The sequence below is a fragment of the Chryseobacterium sp. HMWF035 genome, from assembly GCF_003094695.1.
GTDB lineage: Bacteria > Bacteroidota > Bacteroidia > Flavobacteriales > Weeksellaceae > Chryseobacterium > Chryseobacterium gambrini.
Map to the genome: position 1 here is coordinate 1 of NZ_QEHP01000048.1, position 21083 is coordinate 21083.

The window sequence follows — 21083 nt, forward strand, 5'->3', positions numbered from 1 at the left end:
ATTTATAATTGAATCTGTTTCTTTCCTTAAAGAGATATAAACAGTACTATCTAAAACCACTTTATTTTTTTCTTTATAAGATCTATGATCTTGCCCAAAAATTATTTCTACACAAGATAATAGAAACAGTAATAAAAAGATTGTTTTCATAACTTCTAAATTTTAAATTATAAAACAAATTTTCAAAATCCAGAAATACAAAGAAATTACCTATTTGTGTGATTTTTTTCAAAGTAAATTTTAATCTATAAATTATAAATAATGAATCCCCTGCAAAATTACAGAGGATTCCAGTTTATCATTTTCAAACAGCTAACAGAAAATTCTAAACTATTTCTGACATATTAATGATATTATGTAAATTTTGTTTTTTTAAAGAAAATATGAAAACATTATCCGAAAAAACGGAAAAAAATTTAGAATGAGTTTTCATGATTATTGGCGCATACAAATTTTCAAATTTTATTAATATAAAAAAATCCCCCTTTTGTGGTATTTTAAAGAAACTTTAACTATTTTAGTTACAAATCTTTTATATGGATAATTCGGAAAAAAAACATCCTTTGGTTGAAGTCTGGAATTCCTATTCAGGCGTAGGAAGACAGGAGAAACACATTTCCAATATCCCTCCGATTGAGCGTATCATTGGTGAAATGTTTGCGATAGGAGAATTTTATTATTACGTATTAAATCTTACCAACAGTGTAATTTCTAACCATCATCCTGATATTTTAAAAATTCATGGGTTACAAGAATATCCGCAGAATCTAAAAGATGTGATTGATCTGGTTCATCCCGATGATATAGAATTCATTACCAAAGCCGAACAGAAAGTGGTAGAAATTTTAATGAATATCGGTAAAGAACATCAGCTTTTTCTTAAACCCAGTTACTGTTTCCGAATGAAAACCGCTTCAGGAAATTACGAGCTTTTTCATCATCAGGCGGTTCTTACGTGGGAAGATGAGGATAAAAACCTGGTACAGTCCATTAATATTCATACCAATATCCATCATATTACAAAGCAGAATCCGTATACGGTTCTCATGACAGGAATCGGCCATCGGAAAGATTTTATTCAGATTAAAATTGAAAATCCGGTTCTACAATTCGGCTCGGAAATTAATTTAACCAAAAGAGAAACTGAAATTCTTTCGCTTATTGCCAAAGGATATTCTGGTCCGGAAATTTCAAAAATGCTGATTTTATCAGAACATACAGTTCGTACTCACAGAAAGAATATTTTAGCCAAAACAAGCTCCAGAAACAGCAAAGAACTGTTGAAAAAAGCGTTTGAATGGGGATTGATATAAAATGTCAAATGTGAATAGTGAATAGTTAATTGTGAATAATCAATTTATTAGCAAGAGTTTTCCTGATAAATCTCACTCTGCAATTGCGGCGCAAAACTTGTAACTTTAGCCTTCGATGGAGAAAACAATTTTACAGCCACGCTTTAAAGATTCGCAGCATTTTAAAGATTTCTGGACAAAAGGCAACGGAAAGCAACTTCTTGATTTTTCAGGAGCAGAGGTCGGTTTTAAAGATTTCGAAAAGTTTTCATCTTATTTTTATGATGTGGATGAAGTCGGTGATCAGGTTGTAAAAGATGTTTATCTCACTCAAAAATTTCATGAAGCTTCGAGAGAAATTGAAGGCTACATCCGAAATGGCGTTTCTGAGAATGATGATGTTCCGGAAAGTGTAAAACAGCTTTTCCTGCAGACTCAGAAAATTCCTGACTGGCTGGATTATGATCTGATTAAAAGCGGTGCAGAACTCTGCATGAGAAGCAATGTAGATTCTCTGATCTCTCTTCGCGATTACTGCCTGATCGGAGGTTATGATTATGCTTACCTCAACAAACCCCTTATTGCAACGGAAGCTTTAAAGAAAGGCGCTGTAAAAAGACTTTCTGAAACGCTTGATTTCTGGGTAAATGTTACCCGATATGATGCTTTGGAAGTTCATAAAAAAGGATATGAGTTTGCCATAAAAACCCGACTGATTCATTCTTATGCAAGAGTTTCCATTAAAAAATATTATAAAGAATGGGACACGGAAAACTGGGGAGAACCCATTAATTCGTGGGATATGATGGCAACGTATATTGGTTTCAGTCTCGTTTTTATGCACAGTCTGCACAAACTGGGAAACACGTTCTCTGAAGAGGAAGAAAAAGGGCTTTTCCACCTTTGGAAATATGTAGGTTATCTTCTGGGAATTCCTGAGGATCTTTTACCGAATGATAAAGTACAGGCAACACAATATTTTTATCTGTGGACTTCGGTTCAGCCTTCTGCGGATGAAGATTCTGTTTTGCTGGCTCATTCTCTTCTGAACGAATCGCTGGAAAACCCGATCCTGAAATACAGTTTCCAGAGAAAAAATCTCCGTTATCTCCACATCTGCTGTACATGGTTTTTGCTGGATGATGAAGTGTGCAAAAGACTGAAGATTCCGGAAGTTTCCAACAGAAAGGCTTTTCCGGTGACGAAAAGAATGATTACCAAAATTGTTGACCGACTCGTAAGCCGTAAAGCCAGAATAAAAAAGGGAAATAAAGATCAGACGAAAGTCTTGAGCGATTATCTCAGCATCACCCAAAATTCTAATTTCCATTAAAAATCTACTGCAAAGACTGCAATTTATTTGATGGCTTCTACCCTAGCCGCGATTGCAGCGGAAATCCTTTTTTGAAAAAAAAGATTGCAGCGGAAAGCGCGAAAAAGCTCCTGAAAAAGGATAAAACAAAAGTTTTAAAGATTCCGTTTTTCTTTTTGATACGCATCTGAATTTTATGTTTTTTTAACTATAAAAACAACTTTTAGTGGTATAAAAGATTAGTTTTTGAGCGTAAATTTTTGTATTTTTGATAAATTATTTAAACATCAGATGAGTAACATAGACGATAAGAAAAAAGCACTGGCTCTGGTGCTGGACAAACTAGATAAAACATACGGAAAAGGAACTGTGATGACGTTGGGAGACAGTTCTGTAGACAACACGATTGAGGTGATTCCTTCAGGTTCTTTAGGATTGGACATCGCTCTTGGAGTGGGTGGTTATCCGAGAGGAAGAATCATTGAGATCTACGGTCCCGAATCTTCCGGTAAAACAACTTTAACGCTTCACGCGATTGCAGAAGCTCAGAAAGCCGGAGGTATTGCTGCATTTATTGATGCTGAGCACGCTTTCGACAGAGGTTATGCAGGAAAATTAGGAATTGATCTTGAAAACCTTATTATTTCTCAGCCAGACAACGGAGAACAGGCATTGGAAATTGCTGATAACCTGATCCGTTCGGGAGCGATTGACATTGTGGTGATCGACTCGGTTGCCGCGCTTACGCCAAAAGCGGAGATCGAAGGAGAAATGGGAGATTCTAAAATGGGTCTTCACGCAAGATTGATGTCTCAGGCTTTAAGAAAATTAACAGCAACCATTTCAAGAACAAAATGTACGGTTATTTTCATCAACCAGTTGAGAGAGAAAATCGGAGTAATGTTCGGAAATCCTGAAACGACAACGGGGGGTAATGCTCTGAAATTCTATGCTTCGGTAAGAGTTGACATCAGAAAGGCAAGTGCGCCAATCAAGCAGGGAGATGAAGCGATCGGAAGCCGTGTGAAAGTGAAAATTGTTAAGAATAAAGTTGCCCCGCCTTTCAAACAGGCAGAATTCGACATCATGTACGGTGAAGGGGTTTCTAAAACAGGAGAAATTCTGGATCAGGCTGTAGAACAGGGAATTGTAAAGAAAAGCGGTTCATGGTTCAGCTACGAAGAAACGAAGCTTGGACAAGGTCGTGATGCAGTAAAAGATGTTTTAAAAGACAATCCTGAACTTGCGGAAGAACTGGAAAACAAAATTAAAGAGGAACTTAAGAATAAATAAGTTTTTTGATAACGCGATAAAAAACCTCGGCGGAGCTTTCAGCTCCGCCGAGGTTTTGTTTATACACTAAGGCTTTTCATCGGTTAATTCAAATCCCCAGTCTTTTCCTTTCTGGGTTGCAGGAATTCCTTTCGTCATCCAGACCGGCGCTTTTGCATCTTTAAGATAATAATCGAAAAACTGCTGTTCGCGGATCTGAATATCTTTTCGGTTCTGGCGTTTTATCAGATTATGGTCGTCACCATTATAATTTAACAGCCAAGCCGGTTTTCCTAAGCGGCGCAGTGCGGTAAACATTTCAATTCCCTGATACCACGGAACAGCTCCATCTCTGTCGTTACTCATAATCACCACCGGAGTTTTCACTTGATCGATGGCAAAAAGCGGTGAATTTTTAATATACAGTTCTGGCGCTTCCCAGAGGTTTTTCCCTAATCTGCTTTGCGATTTTTCGTACTGAAACTGTCGGTTCATTCCTGAAGACCATCTTATTCCGCCATACGCAGAAGTCATGTTTACGACAGGAGCACCACTCCATGCTGCCGCATACATATCTGTGTGTGCGATGAGATAAGCAACCTGATAACCGCCCCAGCTTTGTCCCTGAATTCCTATTTTTGAGCCATTCACCCATGAATTTTCTTTCAGTTTTTCAACACCGGAATTGATATATTCCATTGCAGATTCTCCCGGAAAACCATCGACATATGAAATATCAGGCGTGAAAACTAGATATCCGTTGCTTACAAAATAGGAGATATTTAATCTTGAAGGAGTCGGAGACGGTGCTACGTAACGGTTCAGATTATCCGATAGTTTTTCGTAGAAATAAACAATCATCGGATATTTTTTGTTAGGATCAAAATTTTCAGGTTTATAGAGAACGCCTGTCGACGAATTTCCTTTCGGAGTCTTCCAATTGACCAATTCACTCGTTCCCCAATTGTAAAGACTTTGCTGAGGATTGGTGCTGCTTAATTTTTCCTGATTTTTAAAATCGGAAGTGGTGAAAATATTCGGAGAATCGGTATAGGATTCTTTTACTAAAATATAATCTTCTGCATTTTTTGCTTTCTGAAGACTGCGGTATCCCCAAACATTTTCCATCTGAATTTTTACAGGATCAGAACCGGACTGAATAGTCGTTTTAAAAATCCCGTTGGCTTTGGAAATATTATCAAATGCTGACAAATAAATCAATTTTTTTCGGTTTACACTTTTAATGTCTTTGTCTAAATCGTACGTATCAAAAGTAATCTTGTTTTTGCGCCCGAATCCGTTGGTGATGTTTCTGGGCTTTTTAGAGCCGTCCGGAAAAAATTCCCAAAGATCGTATCGGTCTTTGATGATAACGGATTCATCATTATCTGTCCATGATGCAATTCCGTATACGTTTGGAAAATCCGGCATGTCGAACTCCTCATCTACAAAAGAAACGGACAAATCTTTATTGAGCGGTACTGTCTGTTTTGTTTTTACATTATAACTCAGCCATTGTCCTTTTTCCCTGTCGAAAATCACGACAAATTTCCCCAAAGGAGAAACGGCAACAGAGCCATTCAGGTTTCTGATAATTTCTGTTCTTACGCCTGTTTTATTGTCGATAATAAAATAGGTCTTCTTTGAAGAACCTTCCCATTGTGAAGAGATGCGGTTATTTACACTGGTAATTCCCAATACAAACTCTGCATTTCCTTCGTTCACCAATCGCAAAGTGTCGAGATCTTCTCCGTCGATATTGGTGAAAAGTTCAGGTTTGTCGGTCTGCATTACGGCAGCATAAGATTTTTTAAGATCATTTCTCAATTCTTTCAACTGAACCGTTTGTAAATAATCATCCTTATAATTCCAGATATCGACCACAGCATGATCGTTTGCAATTAATGTGGTATCTTTTGCAACAGGTTTCGGAGCTACCCCGAAATACAACTGTTTTCCGTTTTTGCTGAATATAGGCAAACGGTTTTCAGAAACTACCCAGTTTCTCTTCATCTGAGAATGATCGTTGGTTACCGTTTTATTTTTATTTCCTTTAAAATTAAAAAAATATAATTGATAAAGTTTTACGAGATCATTCTGTGCAGAAGAGGTTCCAACAAAAGCTAACTGATTGCCTTCTTCATCAAATGCAAGCTGTGAGAAATCTCCCTCCATTTCTGAGACTTTATTGACGTTTCCGGTTTTAAGATCAACAACCTGAACTGTCTGAAGCGTATATTTCTTAGGTTTGGATTTATCTGTTTCTTTTTTAGCCAAAGATTTATCTTCTATTGAATCTTTTTTCTCTTCCTTTCCTTTTTTAGGTTTTTCTTCCGGTTTTTTTGTAACGAAAACAAGCTGCTTCCCATTTTTGCTAAACTGATAGCGAACCACATTGTCATAGGTTGTGCTTTTTCCGCCCAAAAGATCTCTGATAACCACCTGTAATGGTTTTGCCTTTGTATCATCATCTTTGTTTTCGTCGTCATCATCTTTATCTGAAGGACTATCGGAAGATTTATCTTTCATATTTTCTAACAGATAAGCCACGAAAGAACCTCCCTTTTCCGGAATTTTGAATCCTTTTACATTAGGAATTTTCTCTGTCGTTCCTTTAGAGAAATCAAAAACAGCGAGGGTATCTTTGGTCAGTTTATTCTGTTTTAATTTCTTATCTTTTACCGCTTTTATGTCTTTGTAAAAAGGACGGATCTGGAAAACGGCAAATCTGGAATCGCTGGTAAATTCCATTTTTGTAGCTCTCGGAAATTTCTTTGTGTATTTATTTTTCACCGAATGCAAATACAGATCGGGATTTCCTTCCTGCACATCTATCGAATATCCTACCCATTTTCCGTCATTGGATATTTTTCTGGCTCCGATATTCTGCCAATTATCGTAAACCGAATGATCCAATGGTTTTTTCTGCCCATAGACATACGAAGCCATGAGAAGCAGAAGCAAAACTGCACTTTTCAAATTCATTATTAAATATTTTAAGAACTAAAAATAAGGCTTTTTGCTGATAACTCTTCATTGCAGAGATGTTTTCAGGATAAACTATTTAACCACAAAATGGCAAAAGATTCTATCTGTTCTGCTTAAAAGTCTAAATATTCCAATAAATGCTTTACAATTGTCTTTATGATTTTTGTAGTTGAATTTAAATTCACTTAAAAGAAATTCTGAAAAAAATGTCAAAATGTCACTTTCCTGGAAACGGTATTTTTTTTGAGAAAGTATAGAAAATTAAAAAACCAAAATTATTATGACTAAAGGAAATATTAATGTATCTGTGGAAAATATTTTCCCGCTTATTAAAAAATTTCTTTACAGTGACCACGAAATATTCTTAAGAGAGTTAATTTCCAACGCAACGGATGCTACCTTGAAGCTAAAACATTTAACAGGCATTGGTGAAGCAAAAGTGGAATATGGAAATCCGAAGATTGAAGTAAAAGTAGATAAAGAAAACAAAAAACTTCACATCATCGATCAGGGAATAGGGATGACGGGTGAAGAAGTTGAAAAATACATCAATCAGGTTGCTTTTTCAGGTGCTGAAGAATTTCTGGAAAAATACAAAGACACCGCAAAAGATTCAGGAATTATCGGACATTTCGGACTTGGCTTTTACTCTGCCTTTATGGTTGCAGAAAAAGTAGAAATTCTTACAAAATCTTACAAAGATGAACCTGCAGTTCGTTGGATCTGCGACGGAAGCCCTGAATTTACTTTAGAGGAAACTACGGATAAAACAGACAGAGGAACTGAAATTATTCTTCACATTGCAGAAGATTCTACAGAGTTTCTGGAAGAAGGAAAAATCCGTGAACTGTTGTTGAAGTATAACAAATTTATGCCTGTTCCCATTAAATTCGGGACAAAAACACATACGCTTCCTTTACCAGAAGATGCTCCTGAAGATGCGGTTGCAGAAACGGAAGAAGTTGACAATATTATCAACAATCCGACTCCGGCATGGACTATCGCACCGAGCGAACTGACGAATGAAGATTATATGAAGTTCTACCACGAATTGTATCCGATGCAGTTTGAGGAGCCTTTGTTTAACATTCACCTTAATGTAGATTATCCGTTCAATTTAACGGGGATTTTATTTTTCCCGAAACTGAACAATAATTTAAATATTGAAAAAGATAAGATTCAGTTATATCAGAATCAGGTTTTTGTAACGGATGAAGTGAAAGGAATCGTACCGGATTTCTTAATGCTTCTGCGCGGAGTGATCGATTCTCCGGATATTCCATTGAACGTTTCCCGTTCTTATCTTCAGGCAGACGGAGCAGTGAAGAAAATTTCATCATACATCACGAAAAAAGTTGCCGACAAAATGGCATCTTTAATTAACGAAAACCGTGAAGATTACGAGAAAAAATGGAACGACATTAAAGTGGTGATCGAATACGGAATCGTTACCGAAGAAAAATTTGCAGAAAAAGCTGATAAATTCACTCTTTATCCAACCACTGACGGAAAATATTTCCTTTGGAATGAACTGGAAGAAAAGATCAAGCCTACTCAGACCGATAAAGACGGAAAACTGGTAGTTCTTTATGCTTCCAACGCAGATGAACAGCATTCTTACATCCAGTCTGCAAAAGATAAAGGATACGAAGTTCTTCTTTTAGATTCTCCGATTATTCCTCACGTTATCCAAAAACTGGAAACATCCAAAGATAAAATTTCTTTTGCAAGAGTAGATGCAGATCACATCAACAATCTGATTAAAAAAGATGAACCTGTTATTTCAAAATTAACGGAGACTGAAAAGGAATCTTTAAAGAAAAACGTTGAAGAATCTATCAATGACACGAAATTTACCGTTCAGCTTGAAGATTTAGACAGCAATGATGCGCCTTTCACCATTACTCAGCCTGAATTTATGAGAAGAATGAAAGATATGCAGGCAACCGGAGGAGGCGGAATGTTCGGAATGGGAGGATTCCCGGAAATGTATAATCTGGTGGTAAACTCCAACAGCGAACTGGCGGGTCAGATTTTAAAAACGGAAAGTACAGAAGCAAAATCAGATCTGATTAAATATGCTCTGGATCTTGCTAAACTTTCGCAGAATTTATTGAAAGGAAAAGAGCTTACGGACTTCATCCAGAGAAGTTATAAGCAACTGGAAAAGTAAATTGACTATTTTTATATGGAATCCGGCGGAGCTTTGCTCCGCCGGATTCTTTGTTTGGTTTCGGTTTCGGCGGCTTCGCCGCCGAAACCGAAACCTCTTTATTTATTGAGCATCTTATCAATAGCCGAAACAATTTTTTCAGCCTGAGTATTCATGGCTTCCAGATGATTTCCGGAATATTCCAAAAACTCTTTCGGCAAAGAAGCCTTGGTATAATTCTCAAATCCTTCCGAATAAGGAACCTCTTTATCTTCTTTACTGTGGATAAAAAGTTTGGAAAGTCCTTCCGTATCCTGTAAATCTTCTTTGGCAGAATACGGCGAAACAACGTATTGGGAAATCACTTCCTTAAGTTCTGGTTTGTAATACATTGCAATATCTGTGAAAGAAGAAAGACTTCCATCCATCACCAGTCCTGCAATTTTAGTTTTATTATTCCGGGCTAAATGGGCAGCAATCTGCGATCCCATGGAAGCTCCGTAGAGAATAATTTTTGTATCTGCAATGTCGGGTCTTTGAATCATCGCATTAAAGAAAATCTGCCCGTCTGATGCGATATTAACGTGAGTTGGTTTCCCTGTTGATTTTCCATACCCACGGAAATCTACCATGACCACCTGAAAATTATTTTCAACCAAAGGTTTCGTCATGAATAAATAGGTCGTAACATTTCCTCCTGCTCCGTGAAAGAATAAAACCGTCCCTTTTGCTTTTCCCGATTTTGGCTTTAAAATAATTCCTGTAATCGTATCGTTTTTTACAGGAAGAGAAAGATTTTCATATGTGAGGTCTTCTACAGGGCGAAATACCTTACTTGGCTGATAAAAATTATCATCCATCTGCGCTTTGGAAAAGCAAACTGTTAATAAGAAAAGTGCGGAAAGTAAAATTTTTGTTTTCATTGTTTAATTTTTATGAAGCAAAGCTAAACGTTAAACATATTTTACCCTAAAAAAACAGACTCAACCGTAATTTTAGCATCCTGAATTGTAAAATTATTTCTTTATAGCTCTTCCAGCGGGTTCCAGAACAGGTTTTTGAAATTTTTAATCCGGAAATTTTCCACAGTAATCCCTTCTGCTTCCAGTCTTTCCTGAAATTCCGGAACCGATAAAGTTCCTGAACTTGAAATTACGCGATGCGCAGGAACATCTTTAGGACAACCTCCCATTGCTTTTCCAACATGGCGGGAATGATTGGGATAGCCCACTGCTTTGGCAATTGCTCCGTAACTCGTTACTCTGCCTTTCGGAACTAACTTAGTGATTTCCCAAACCTGCTTTTTAAATATTTCGTCCATTTTTGTTTTGCATTATTTTTGAATTGACCATTGAAATTCAATCTGTAAAATATAAAGTTATGAAAAAATCGTTTTTCCGCTTTTTGAATAGAATAAATAAGGCAATTTTACCCAAATTAAGTGATAAAAACCCAAGCAAACTGACAAAAATTCAGAAAGGAATTCTTGCCTACCGTTATTTTGTACTGATAAATTCGATGGATTAGACCGAGAAAAGTTTTATTTAATTTTAGCAATTAATTTTCTGCATTTTTCATACAGAGGTTTCTCAATCAGCAGATAAATAATGATTGAACAAATCCACAACAGGACAAAATTTCTGTCGGGAAGATAAATGTAGGATTTGAGTTTCATATTGAAATAACTCAAATGGATCAGGTAAAACACAAATGAGGCATTTCCCAGAAGAATCAATAGTTTTGAAGAAAGAAACTTTGAAATCCATGTTTTTTCAGACATCAGTCCCCAAAAGAAAATAATGATCGCGACCGGAAGCAAAAATTCGTGAATCAGTCTTCCCTCCCATCGCTCTACTCCGTGAACAAAGTTATTCCGGGCAAAAAATGCAATGGCAATGATTAACAGAATAATTGAAACACCGCCCATTAAAGTAGACCGTTTTAATTTTTTTAAAAACTGAATACCTTTCTCTTTCTTCATTAAATAAGCCAGCAACATTCCGAAGAAAAACTCAGAACTTCTTCCGAAAAACGTGCTTCCTGTCATGAATTTCAGAGGATATAAAAAGCCTTCTGGATTTCCGTTATATTCACGCAGACCATAACCGATTCCCCAACCTGAAAGAAAAAATCCGGCTAAAAAAAGAATACAGTAGCTCCAGTTTTTTTTAAGCAAAAGAAATAAAAACGGAGCGAGAAGATAAAAGAAAAATTCTACCGTAAGCGACCAAGCCTGAACGATTCCTGAGACAGAGTACTTTTCAAATAAAGAGTAAAAAAGCGAATACTGTAAGAAATATGTATCTACATCTTTAGAATATTTTACATCCAGAAAAAAAGCGCTCAGCAAAATCCAGTACAGCGGAAAAATTCTGGCGATCCGCAGTAAAATGTATTTTAAATAAGATTTTTTGGACTCCAGAGGTTTTTCTTCGTAACGGTAAGCGAGTAAAAAACCGCTCAGGACAAAAAACACAGTCACTCCAATATGCCATTCGCTGATGAAACGCATGATTTCAAACGGCAGATCATTACGCCAGTATTTGCGGTTATGATATACAAATACCATAATCGCTGCAACAGCGCGCATTCCTGTTAAAGCATCGAATTTATTTTTCTGAAAAGCTTCCAATTAGAATAAATATATTTTAGTGTATCGATTTTCTGAACACGAAGTTCACAGAGCTTTTATTTTTATCTACAACTATTTTATGGTTTCACAAAGCCGCTTCGCTTATAAAAGATGAAAACATCTTAAAACACACTTTGTGGTATTAATAGAAGAGTGTTTCTGTGAATTTTAAAAATGTATTTCTAAAAAACTTTGTGAACAATGTGTTCACTTAAAAAAATAAAAGGCTTACAAAATAAGCCTTTTACGTAAATTTATATTATTCTGATTAAGAATTTTCTAAAATATAAGAGAACATTAATGGTGCACAAATCGTAGCATCACTTTCAACGATGAATTTCGGTGTTGTGATATCCAGTTTACCCCAAGTAATTTTCTCGTTCGGAACTGCTCCGGAATAAGAACCGTAAGAAGTCGTTGAATCTGAAATCTGACAGAAGTAAGACCAGAACGGAATGTCATGCATTTCCATATCCTGATACAGCATCGGAACCACACAGATCGGGAAATCTCCGGCAATACCTCCTCCAATCTGGAAGAATCCTACTCCTTTTCCTGCGGAATTTTTAGTGTACCAGTCTGCTAAATAAGCCATATACTCGATCCCTGACTTCATCGTAGAGAATTTAAGTTCTCCTTTGATGCAGTAAGATGCGAAAATATTACCCATTGTAGAATCTTCCCATCCCGGAACTACAATCGGCAAATTTTTCTCCGCCGCTGCGATCATCCATGAGTTTTCTCTCGGAATTTCATAATACTGTTCCAAAACTCCGGAAAGGATCATTTTGTACATGTATTCGTGCGGGAAATATCTTTCTCCTTTATCATCTGCATCTTTCCAGATTTCATAGATATGTTTCTGTAATCTTCTGAAAGCTTCTTCTTCAGGAATACACGTATCTGTAACCCTGTTCAGACCTCTTTCCAGAAGATCCCACTCTTCCTGTGGCGTAAGATCTCTGTAGTGAGGAACTCTTTCATAGTGAGAATGCGCTACAAGATTCATTAAATCTTCTTCAAGGTTTGCCCCTGTACAAGAAATGAAATCTACTTTATCCTGACGGATCATCTCTGCAAGAATTTTCCCCAACTCCGCAGTAGACATTGCTCCGGCAAGAGTAATCATCATTTTTCCGCCATCCTTAAGATGTGCAACATATCCCTTAGAAGCATCCACCAATGCAGCTGCGTTGAAGTGCAGGTAGTACTTTTCTATGAACTCAGTTATCGGTTTGCTCATTTTTTATAATTTTTGCAAAGATAAAACTTAAAAACGGAATGTAGCGGCTGCGCTTAAAGAAAGTATCGTTAAACCTTCTTTTTGGTCTTCTCCGAATTCTACCGACTGTCCGTTAAAGCTCATTTTGCTAAGGGTTCCTCCGGAAAGTCCGATTTTCGGACCGATTAAAAAGTTCTTGCTTACTTCATACTGATAGGCAAGATCCAGTTCCGCCCCGAATGTTGTTCCTTTTCCTTTTACCGTTCCTGTTTTTGTCGTATAGGTCATTGCTCCTAAAGCGACATCCATAAACAGTTTGTGCTTTGTTTCGTGAGCATCATTGGTTAGGGTAAGTTCAGGACCATAAAAATTAATCTGGTCTTTTGTACTTACATTTGCCGAAACAATATTTCCCATATTGTCTGCCACACTTAATCTTCCGCTTGTAGAAGCACTGTAGTTGGAATATTTGAACCCGATAAGAAGTCCTCTTTTCACTTCGTAGCGCAATGCAACGTCGAAATTAAGACCGCTTTTAATTCCTTTGATGTATTCTTTCTGATCTCTCGGAATGTTATCCGGAGTTTTTGCCAGTCTCCACGCATAACCTACCGATGGAGAAATAGAAAATTTTTGTGCAAAAGAGAATACTGAGATTGAGAATAAACCCAATGCGAATAGTTTTTTGATCATTAGTTTAAAAAATTATTTAATATTTAAGAATTGGAGATCTCTAAATTACTTTCTGAAAATTTGCCGCAATATATAAAGAAAACCACAAACCTAAAAGGTTATAAAATGAAATATCTTTCTTTTTAATTCTATGCATTGAATATTAAAAATTTGCAAAAAAAACCAATGCCACTGTACGATTACCATAATTATGAATATTTCTACAATAATTAAAAAAACAAAATAAATTATCTATCATAAAAAATTATTTAACAATTTTTCAATAAAATAATCATTATTATCAATTTTTTAACTTAATTTTGAACGGTTCAATTAACAACGAACTAAAATAATTTGATACCGTTATCCGTTACCATTTGAAATTTTGTTTAAAATTTTAAAAACTAATAAGAATGAAAAAAAACATACTTTCAGGATGTGTTGCCTTGTTTTTTTCTTTGCCGTTCTATGCGCAAGTAGGCATCAATACAAAAAATCCTGCAGCCACACTGCATATAGAACCTTCTTCTTCAGCAAGTCCTACAGGCAAAGACGGAATTATAGTACCCAAAGTACAAAATCTTCCTTCCGTAAATCCTTCAAGACTGGGACAATTTATTTTTTTAGAAAACAATGCTACACTTGCCGACGGATTTTATTACTGGGATGGCTCCAGTTGGGTTTCATTTCCCGAATCCATCGACAGAAACGCAGACAATACCATATATTCTTTTGACGGACAAGGCTATACAGGAACGGCATTATCAAGAAATATTAATTTTTCGAGGTATATAAAAGCCACTACAGACGGGTTTACATTAAACAACAATACGATTACAGTGGGAAAAGCGGGATTGTATCTTATTTCTTTTACAGGAAACAGTAAGAAACCTTCCGGAGCGGAAGAGCATGCTAATTTTACTTTTTCAGTTCTGGTAAACGGAGTTCAGGCGTCTTCTGTTCAGACTTCGATGGCTGCAGAATCCACAGCTTCCGTAAGTACTGCTTTTTCATTTTTAAGAAGATTAAATGTGGGGGATAATTTAACAGCCACCGTAACAAAGTCGAACGAAGGCCCCAATAATTATCAGGCATTCGGAATTAATAATCTGACTTTATTTTTTATACAAAACTAAGAATCATGAAAAAAACACTGCTTCAATCTCTTTTTCTTTTTGCCGGAATATTTATAAAATCGCAGATAGGAATCAATAACACCAATCCTAAAGCTAGTTTACATCTTGATGCTAAAAATAAAATACTACCTGAGTCTACAGTTGGTTTGGGAGTTCCGATAGTAGATAAGTTTCCCACGGCATCGCCTTCCTCCAACCAGGACGGAATGTTAATCTATCTTCGAAATACAACAGATTCTAATTTGGAGGGATTTTATTATTGGGATCATGCGAAAAGCAATTGGGAATATATCATGGATCTTAAAGCTGCCGGACTGGATGTTTCCAAAACTATTGCTTCCGGAAGTTCTTTTTCTCCAAATAATATAAGCGGAAACGGTGTGCAGTCCAGAACAATTCCTCTGACCACAATCAACAGTCTGGATCCTAGTTTCAGTCTTAGCAACGGAGGTCTGAAAATCGGGAAAACAGCAAGTTATTATATTTTTCTTACAGGAGGCGTTTATAAAGATGCCGTAAATAATGTGAATGAATACATCACAGAGATTTTAATTAACGGAGTTTCCAATACGCAGCTTACTTCAACCAATACAGCTCCGGGAGGAGATACCGTTGGAAGATCTTCTACTTTTTATATTGCAACCATTTTTTCTTTAAATAAGGATGATGTTTTAACTGTAAAAACAACAAGAACTACAACTGCCGCCAATACTGTAAGTGTTGATACTCCATATACTTTAACCATCATTAATTTAAACTAAGCAACACCATGAATAAGCTCTCCATATTTTTTTTCGCCCTTGCATTTTTATGTACAGGTAAAGTAACTGCTCAGATAGGAATCAATAATCCGGCTCCCAAATCCACACTGGATGTTAAGCCCGACAATCAGGCAAATCCTTCGGGTATTTCCGGTGTTATTATCCCGAGAGTAAATGCCTTAAATACAACGGATGTTAAAGAAAAAGGTCTTATGGTTTTTCTGAATTCTGCCGACACTGCCCAAAAAGGATTTTACTGGTGGAACGGAACAGAATGGAAACGATTTTTGTCTTTAAGCAGAGTTTCCAGCAACAAATCTATTTTGTATGCCACAACAAAAAACATCTTCAAAGAAGGAAATATGAACGAGTTGGGTTCTTCCAACGACAGAACTTTAGATTTTGAAGATTTCACCACCAATGATGCTTCTAATTTTGAGATCAACACTTCCGGGGAACTTGTGGTAAAAAAAGCAGGATATTACCATATACAGGCAGCTTCGTTCATCAAAAAAAACAATGGAAACGATCTTAAAAGAGAACAGCTTGATATGAAAATCTATGTAAACGGAGTAACTGCATCCGCCAATAATCCCGTAAATTTTGATCTTGAAGGAACAAAAAGTTTTCCGATTGGCTTATATTCCATTGCGATAAACGCTACTGGTGTTTTGAAACTGAATGCGAACGACCGTTTATCAATGAAAATCATCAGAACGTACAGAGACACCGATCAGACAGGGAATCTGGTGATTATTCCGGATCAGAATACGAAATCCAATGTTACTTTACGATATATGGGAAATTTTTAGAACTGAATTAATATTTAAACTTCCGATTCTCTTTTTTATCCGATAACTTCTTTTTCGTGTCTAATCTTTTTTGCTTTTGGGCTTTTGAAGGTTTTGTTGCCAAACGTTTTTTGGGTATAACCAGAGCTTTATTTACGATTTCAAGGATCTTATCCATCGCTTTATTTTTATTGGCAAGCTGCGTTCTGCTTTCTGAAACAGTTAAAAATAAAAATCCTTCTGCGTTAATTCTGTTCTTCAGTTTTTCCTGAATAAGATTTTTCTGAAATTCATTGAAAAATCCGGATTCCTGAACATTCCAAAGAACCGTTACAGAAGTTTCCACCTTATTCACATTCTGTCCTCCTGCTCCGCTGCTGCGGGAAGTTTTAAAGCTTAGTTCTTTGGTAAAATCTTTCATTTAAAATTTTAATTTTGAATGTTCTTTTATATAATTGAGCTCTCCGTCCACAAAAGACAAATCTTTTCTTAAATTATTCACCGTATCTTTTTTAATAATTAAAAAACTCCTTTTATTGGAGTCTATAATTATTGAATCTCCACGTTCCACATCATGCACACAAGCCCAAGAATATATTTCACAATTTCTGCCATTAATTGCATAGGGAAAGGTATTTTTCCTGAAAGGATTAAAATAATGTGCTGTACTTTTAAAACTTTTCAGATAAATGATATTAAAACAATGATTACCGGAATCGCTTATATCATCAATTATTCCTTTTATAACAATATTATTTTGGAATAAAGGCTCTTCATACTGATCCTGTTTTTCAGCTTCTCTCATACTCCATTGAAAATAAAGCATCGAGCCGGTAAGAAAAATGACAAAAATAACTGCAATTTTTATCAGTTGTCTTTTCATAAAATCAATTTTAAAAGTTCTTTTCTCGATATTTTTCCATTGGGCGTTCTCGGAATTTTTTCAACAAAAATAATTTCTTTCGGTTTGTGAAAACTTTTTTCAAACTGAATTTCTCTTATTTTTTTAATTAAATCGTCCGATTTTTCGCCTTCAATTACTGCAATTAATTTCTGTCCCAGACTTACATCATCAATTCCTAAGAAAACCACTTCATTCGGAATTTCTTTTTTTACCAACGCTTCCAACTGTTCAGGGAAAATTTTTGCGCCGCCTGAATTTATCACATTGTCAATTCTCCCAAGAAATTTAAACTGTTTTTTATTTTTAATTTCAACTAAATCATTCGTTTGAAGGATGTCTGGATTTAATTTTGGAGCATAAATTCTCAGACAGTTTCTTTCGTCTAAAGATATTTCTACATTTTCAAAAACCGTAAAATATTCTTCCGGCTCTGGTAAAATTTGTTTCAAACCAATATGCGAAAGGGTTTCAGACATTCCGTAAGTTTCGAAAATAAAGTTTTCAGAGTCTGAAGTTTTCAGAGCTTCCTGCATTTTATTTTTCAGATCTTCAGAAACGGCAGCTCCGCCAATGATGAGATTTTTAATCAGGTACAGTTTATCTAAAGAATTTTCCACCTGAAGCGGAGTCATGGCACAGAAATCGATTTTCCGGTCTAACGTTTCTACAGGTTTTACAGAAGGATCAGCAACAATTAATTTTAATTTCCTCATCATCGAACGAACGACCATCATTTTCCCTGAAATATATTCTACAGGAAGACAGATTAACGCCGTATCTCCTTCTTGTAATCCCAAAAAATTGCAGGTCATCTCTGCGGAATTCATCATTCTGCTTTTTTCAATATCAAAAACTTTTGGAGTTCCTGTAGAACCGGAAGTCTGTACTTTTACCGTATCAGAATCCGAAAACCATTCGTTCAGAAAATTCTTCACCCTGATTTCGAATTCCGTTTTAAAGGATAATTGATTAATATTGAGATTCTTGAAGTCTATCAGCATAATTTCCGTGAATAAAATATACAGTAAATTTAAAAAAAAGTTTAAAATTTTCTTGTATGTAATAAAAAAAGCTGTAAATTTGCACCACTAAAACAAACAGAGACTCATGGTGTAGCGGTAACACTACTGATTTTGGTTCAGTCATCTGGGGTTCGAATCCCTGTGAGTCTACACAACAACACGAATAACTCATTGATAATCAATGAGTTATTCGTTTTTCAAAACGCTTTGTCCCGAAAATGTTCCTAAAAATTAAAAATCAGATAAAAAAAGGCTTAAAAAAAATCACCTCACCAGCTTTAATTCTGATGAGGTGAAAATTTCTGATCGTAAATTTTACTGTAGAATTTTTAATTTATATTGTAGTGAAGGAAAATCTATAGAAGTCCATCTATTATTAATAGCCTGATCTTGCTTTATTAGTCCTATCGTTTCTTCACTACAGTTTAAATCAATAGTTTTCCTCCCTAAAATACTACCCCTATCCCGAATATAAAAAACAACAAAAAATCCATTTTCAGGATATTTTATAGCTTTCGGTAGTACAATTTCAAAAGTTCCCGTTTCTACATCATTTACATTCTTTTCAATCTTCAAAAGTGGCGCATCATCTTTCGGCACTCCATTTTCATTCTCATAAAAAAATATTTCTAATATGCCCCCTTTTATCAATACTTTTTTGGGGAAAATACTAATTGACTTTACATAAGATTTTTTATCTAATTTATTGGGAATGAAGATAGCATCTTTTACATTGGAAATAATAGAATAAACAAATCTCGCCTTCTTTCTGTTTTTTACAGATATTTCTTTTTTATTGTTGACATTTACAATATTAACAGGTTCAATTTCTTTCGTCTTATCAAACAAAATCAAACTGTCATTTTCCAAAGTAAAATCATATATTTTATTTTGATACAATATCCTGTCATTTGAGGTATAATTGTAATTAACAACATTTTTCTTATGAATCAAAATCTTTTGTGTTGAATTAACAACAAAGACAGAATCAATCTGCTTACCGTCTGAAAATCTTATAATTTTTTGCGCATTACAAAAAAAGGAAATAATGAAAAAGGAAAAGAGCAATGCTCTTTTCCATATAAATAAAATTACCATATCCAAAGATTATGGCATCCCACAATGTGCGGCATAAATTGGCTCTGATTCAGATGTAGATACACCAACCCAAAATATATTATACTCTACAATCCATGTTTTTATAAATCTTGGACTACCGTCGGGGAAGGGGGTTGTTTGAACACAACTTGCTACTCCTACGATTTCACTTCCCCAAAATCTTCTTTCGGTTTCAGAAGATGAACCGTCTCTGCTTGTTGCAGATGCTAATGTAAATACAGATGCTAATCCTAAAGCACCAATTAAAAGTTTCTTTTTCATAATTATTTGTTTTTTTATGAAATTTCCCTACTTATTTTGTCTTTCACCTCAACTGTTGAGGTTTAAAACTTCCCTTATGGGGATTTCTTCCCTTTCAGGTAGGCAGGTTTTCGGTTCGTCCTGCCCGTTTTTTTTGTAATACTTTTTGCCTGTTCGGTTTTTTAAAATTTTCTGTGCTATCTTTTTAATACGCAAAATAAAAACGGAACATCCTTAAAAATATTTCGTTCGTTCCGTTACTTTGTTTAAATCTTTGAAATAAAAGAAGGTGCGGAACTATGTTTATCGTTCTGGAGGCACTGTCATACCCTGTATACAAATAAACAAGCCCGCACCAAAATGGGTGCGAGCATTGCCTATCTCTTGTATACATGAAAATTGACAGTTTTACCAGAACAAGAAATAGCAAAATGCTATATTATTTAAAACAGAATTACTCTGTTATTTTTTCTAAAGCAATAATACACAAATATTTTAATACTTCAAAAATAAATCTAAACGTAATGAGTTTTACTGATCTGTTATACTGGAATTTCAACGCTGTTACAATGAAATTTCACTGCTGTAATACCGTAATTCAACACTGTAATGCAGAAATAATGAATGTGAAATAATGACAAATGAAAATCTTTTGATCCAAACCACCAGCAAAACAGTGAAAAACAGAAATAAAAAAATGAAATCTCAGACCGTTTTTAATAATTCCCGTCATTTTTGGGGAACATCATGGTATTTTTTTACTGTTTTTATCGGATAAATATCGGTTTACTATCCATTTTTATCGGTTTTTCAGGTATATAACAGGAATAAAATGGTAATAAATGGTAGTTAAAAAGTGTATATTACGGCTCGCTATCTGTCTGCATTCCCTTTATTCATAGGCTTTTGATAAATATTTTAAATAATTTCAAAATTCAGACCGCCCCCTATGCTTAAAAACGCTTTTAAAGCCTCTTTTTTGGGTAACTCTTATTAACCTGTGCAATTTACGTCATTACTCCTTACAATCTCTTTAATCAGTCTCTTTGCCCTTACTGTGGTGAATTCTGTTTCCCGAGATATTCCCTCACTTTCAATCACTACTTTTGTTATCCGTCTTATCCAGTCGGAAGAGGCTTTAATTTCCGATTGTCTGAGGCGGTCGGCATAAAGTATTCTTTCGGGACTTCGGTAAACAATTAATAGGGAAAGATCGGTTTTCGGAAGTTGCTTTATAATCCTGTTGAGGTTTTTAATTTCTTCCTGCTTCTTTCTTTGATTTTTTCGGGTTCTCAGTTTCCCGTTGTGTTGGTTCTTACATTTCGGACTGCAAAATTTTGCACTCGGCTTTTTTTCTTTAATTAATTCCTTACAACTCATACATCGGCTTTTTTTTACTGTTATATTTTTAACTGTTATATTTTTGCGTGTGTTCTTTTCTGTATGTTTACTTATTTTTCTATTTTTTGAAAGAAGAACTGAACAGGCTTTTTTTGTATTATGTAAAGGGTAAAACTGTATATTATTTTCTGTTGATTTAATACCCTGTACTATCCCTTTATTTAAAG

General features: G+C 35.4%; 19 protein-coding genes and 1 tRNA gene. 8 read left to right on the forward strand and 12 right to left on the reverse strand.

Annotation, left to right across the window (positions count from 1 at the left end; translation table 11 throughout):
• The first annotated feature begins 536 nt into the window (after positions 1-536).
• The 3 genes from DD829_RS07685 (at position 537) to recA (ending at position 3897) form a co-directional block, all read left to right on the forward strand.
• Positions 537-1313 (forward strand): response regulator transcription factor, encoded by a 777-nt coding sequence (locus DD829_RS07685; RefSeq protein ID WP_108410627.1) that lies wholly within the window; start codon positions 537-539, stop codon positions 1311-1313.
• A gap of 115 nt (positions 1314-1428) precedes the next feature.
• Positions 1429-2625, forward strand: a complete 1197-nt coding sequence (locus DD829_RS07690) for an oxygenase MpaB family protein (RefSeq protein ID WP_108410626.1) — start codon at positions 1429-1431, stop codon at positions 2623-2625.
• A 270-nt stretch (positions 2626-2895) separates the two neighbouring features.
• Complete coding sequence (recA, locus tag DD829_RS07695) at positions 2896-3897, forward strand: recombinase RecA (RefSeq protein ID WP_076390821.1); 1002 nt, start codon at positions 2896-2898, stop codon at positions 3895-3897.
• 66 nt (positions 3898-3963) lie between these two features.
• Here the strand turns inward: recA and DD829_RS07700 are convergent, their stop codons facing one another.
• On the reverse strand, positions 3964-6861 hold the full coding sequence (locus DD829_RS07700; protein WP_108410625.1) for a prolyl oligopeptidase family serine peptidase: 2898 nt from the start codon (positions 6859-6861) through the stop codon (positions 3964-3966).
• 283 nt (positions 6862-7144) lie between these two features.
• Here DD829_RS07700 and htpG point away from each other — a divergent pair, with 283 nt between their 5' ends.
• Complete coding sequence (gene htpG / locus DD829_RS07705; RefSeq protein WP_108409550.1) at positions 7145-9037, forward strand: molecular chaperone HtpG; 1893 nt, start codon at positions 7145-7147, stop codon at positions 9035-9037.
• Positions 9038-9135: 98 nt separating this feature from the next.
• Here the strand turns inward: htpG and DD829_RS07710 are convergent, their stop codons facing one another.
• The 5 genes from DD829_RS07710 to DD829_RS07735 all read right to left on the reverse strand — a co-directional run bounded on the left by DD829_RS07710 (position 9136) and on the right by DD829_RS07735 (position 13563).
• Complete coding sequence (locus DD829_RS07710; RefSeq protein WP_108409551.1) at positions 9136-9939, reverse strand: alpha/beta hydrolase; 804 nt, start codon at positions 9937-9939, stop codon at positions 9136-9138.
• 101 nt (positions 9940-10040) lie between these two features.
• Entirely contained in the window at positions 10041-10337 is a 297-nt protein-coding gene (locus tag DD829_RS07715) for an MGMT family protein (protein ID WP_087712189.1), read from the reverse strand.
• 219 nt (positions 10338-10556) lie between these two features.
• On the reverse strand, positions 10557-11648 hold the full coding sequence (locus DD829_RS07725) for an acyltransferase family protein (RefSeq protein ID WP_228408149.1): 1092 nt from the start codon (positions 11646-11648) through the stop codon (positions 10557-10559).
• A gap of 268 nt (positions 11649-11916) precedes the next feature.
• The gene (locus DD829_RS07730; RefSeq protein ID WP_116547654.1) at positions 11917-12891 is read right to left on the reverse strand and encodes a deoxyhypusine synthase family protein; all 975 of its coding nucleotides are present in this window, start codon (positions 12889-12891) and stop codon (positions 11917-11919) included.
• Between the two features lie 27 nt (positions 12892-12918).
• The gene (locus DD829_RS07735; protein WP_108408944.1) at positions 12919-13563 is read right to left on the reverse strand and encodes a hypothetical protein; all 645 of its coding nucleotides are present in this window, start codon (positions 13561-13563) and stop codon (positions 12919-12921) included.
• Positions 13564-13955: 392 nt separating this feature from the next.
• Between DD829_RS07735 and DD829_RS07740 the strand changes: the two genes are divergently transcribed.
• The 3 genes from DD829_RS07740 to DD829_RS07750 are packed head-to-tail and all read left to right on the forward strand — an operon-like array spanning position 13956 to position 16251.
• Complete coding sequence (locus DD829_RS07740; RefSeq protein WP_108411731.1) at positions 13956-14678, forward strand: hypothetical protein; 723 nt, start codon at positions 13956-13958, stop codon at positions 14676-14678.
• A gap of 5 nt (positions 14679-14683) precedes the next feature.
• Complete coding sequence (locus DD829_RS07745) at positions 14684-15439, forward strand: hypothetical protein (protein WP_108411732.1); 756 nt, start codon at positions 14684-14686, stop codon at positions 15437-15439.
• 8 nt (positions 15440-15447) lie between these two features.
• On the forward strand, positions 15448-16251 hold the full coding sequence (locus DD829_RS07750) for a hypothetical protein (RefSeq protein ID WP_108411733.1): 804 nt from the start codon (positions 15448-15450) through the stop codon (positions 16249-16251).
• A 7-nt stretch (positions 16252-16258) separates the two neighbouring features.
• On the opposite strand, the gene arfB is transcribed toward DD829_RS07750, so the two are convergent.
• The 3 genes from arfB to DD829_RS07765 are packed head-to-tail and all read right to left on the reverse strand — an operon-like array spanning position 16259 to position 18135.
• Positions 16259-16651: an alternative ribosome rescue aminoacyl-tRNA hydrolase ArfB gene (gene arfB / locus DD829_RS07755; RefSeq protein WP_116547655.1), complete on the reverse strand. Its 393-nt coding sequence runs from the start codon at positions 16649-16651 to the stop codon at positions 16259-16261.
• Positions 16652-17113, reverse strand: coding sequence for a hypothetical protein (locus tag DD829_RS07760; protein WP_116547656.1), 462 nt, complete (start codon positions 17111-17113; stop codon positions 16652-16654). It abuts the gene before it with no gap.
• Positions 17110-18135, reverse strand: coding sequence for an AMP-binding protein (locus tag DD829_RS07765; RefSeq protein ID WP_108410974.1), 1026 nt, complete (start codon positions 18133-18135; stop codon positions 17110-17112). The genes DD829_RS07760 and DD829_RS07765 overlap by 4 nt, the downstream gene beginning before the upstream one ends.
• Positions 18136-18235: 100 nt before the next feature.
• Here DD829_RS07765 and DD829_RS07770 point away from each other — a divergent pair.
• Positions 18236-18306, forward strand: a tRNA-Gln gene (locus DD829_RS07770).
• A gap of 165 nt (positions 18307-18471) precedes the next feature.
• Here the strand turns inward: DD829_RS07770 and DD829_RS07775 are convergent.
• The 3 genes from DD829_RS07775 to DD829_RS07790 all read right to left on the reverse strand — a co-directional run bounded on the left by DD829_RS07775 (position 18472) and on the right by DD829_RS07790 (position 20895).
• Positions 18472-19254: a hypothetical protein gene (locus DD829_RS07775; RefSeq protein WP_116547657.1), complete on the reverse strand. Its 783-nt coding sequence runs from the start codon at positions 19252-19254 to the stop codon at positions 18472-18474.
• A gap of 9 nt (positions 19255-19263) precedes the next feature.
• Positions 19264-19536 carry a hypothetical protein gene (locus tag DD829_RS07780; RefSeq protein ID WP_108410279.1) on the reverse strand — a complete coding sequence of 91 codons (273 nt, stop codon included), beginning with the start codon at positions 19534-19536 and terminating at the stop codon, positions 19264-19266.
• Positions 19537-20508: 972 nt separating this feature from the next.
• A complete protein-coding gene (locus tag DD829_RS07790) occupies positions 20509-20895 on the reverse strand; it encodes a hypothetical protein (protein ID WP_123906829.1) in 387 nt (128 codons plus the stop codon).
• Positions 20896-21083 lie beyond the last annotated feature (188 nt).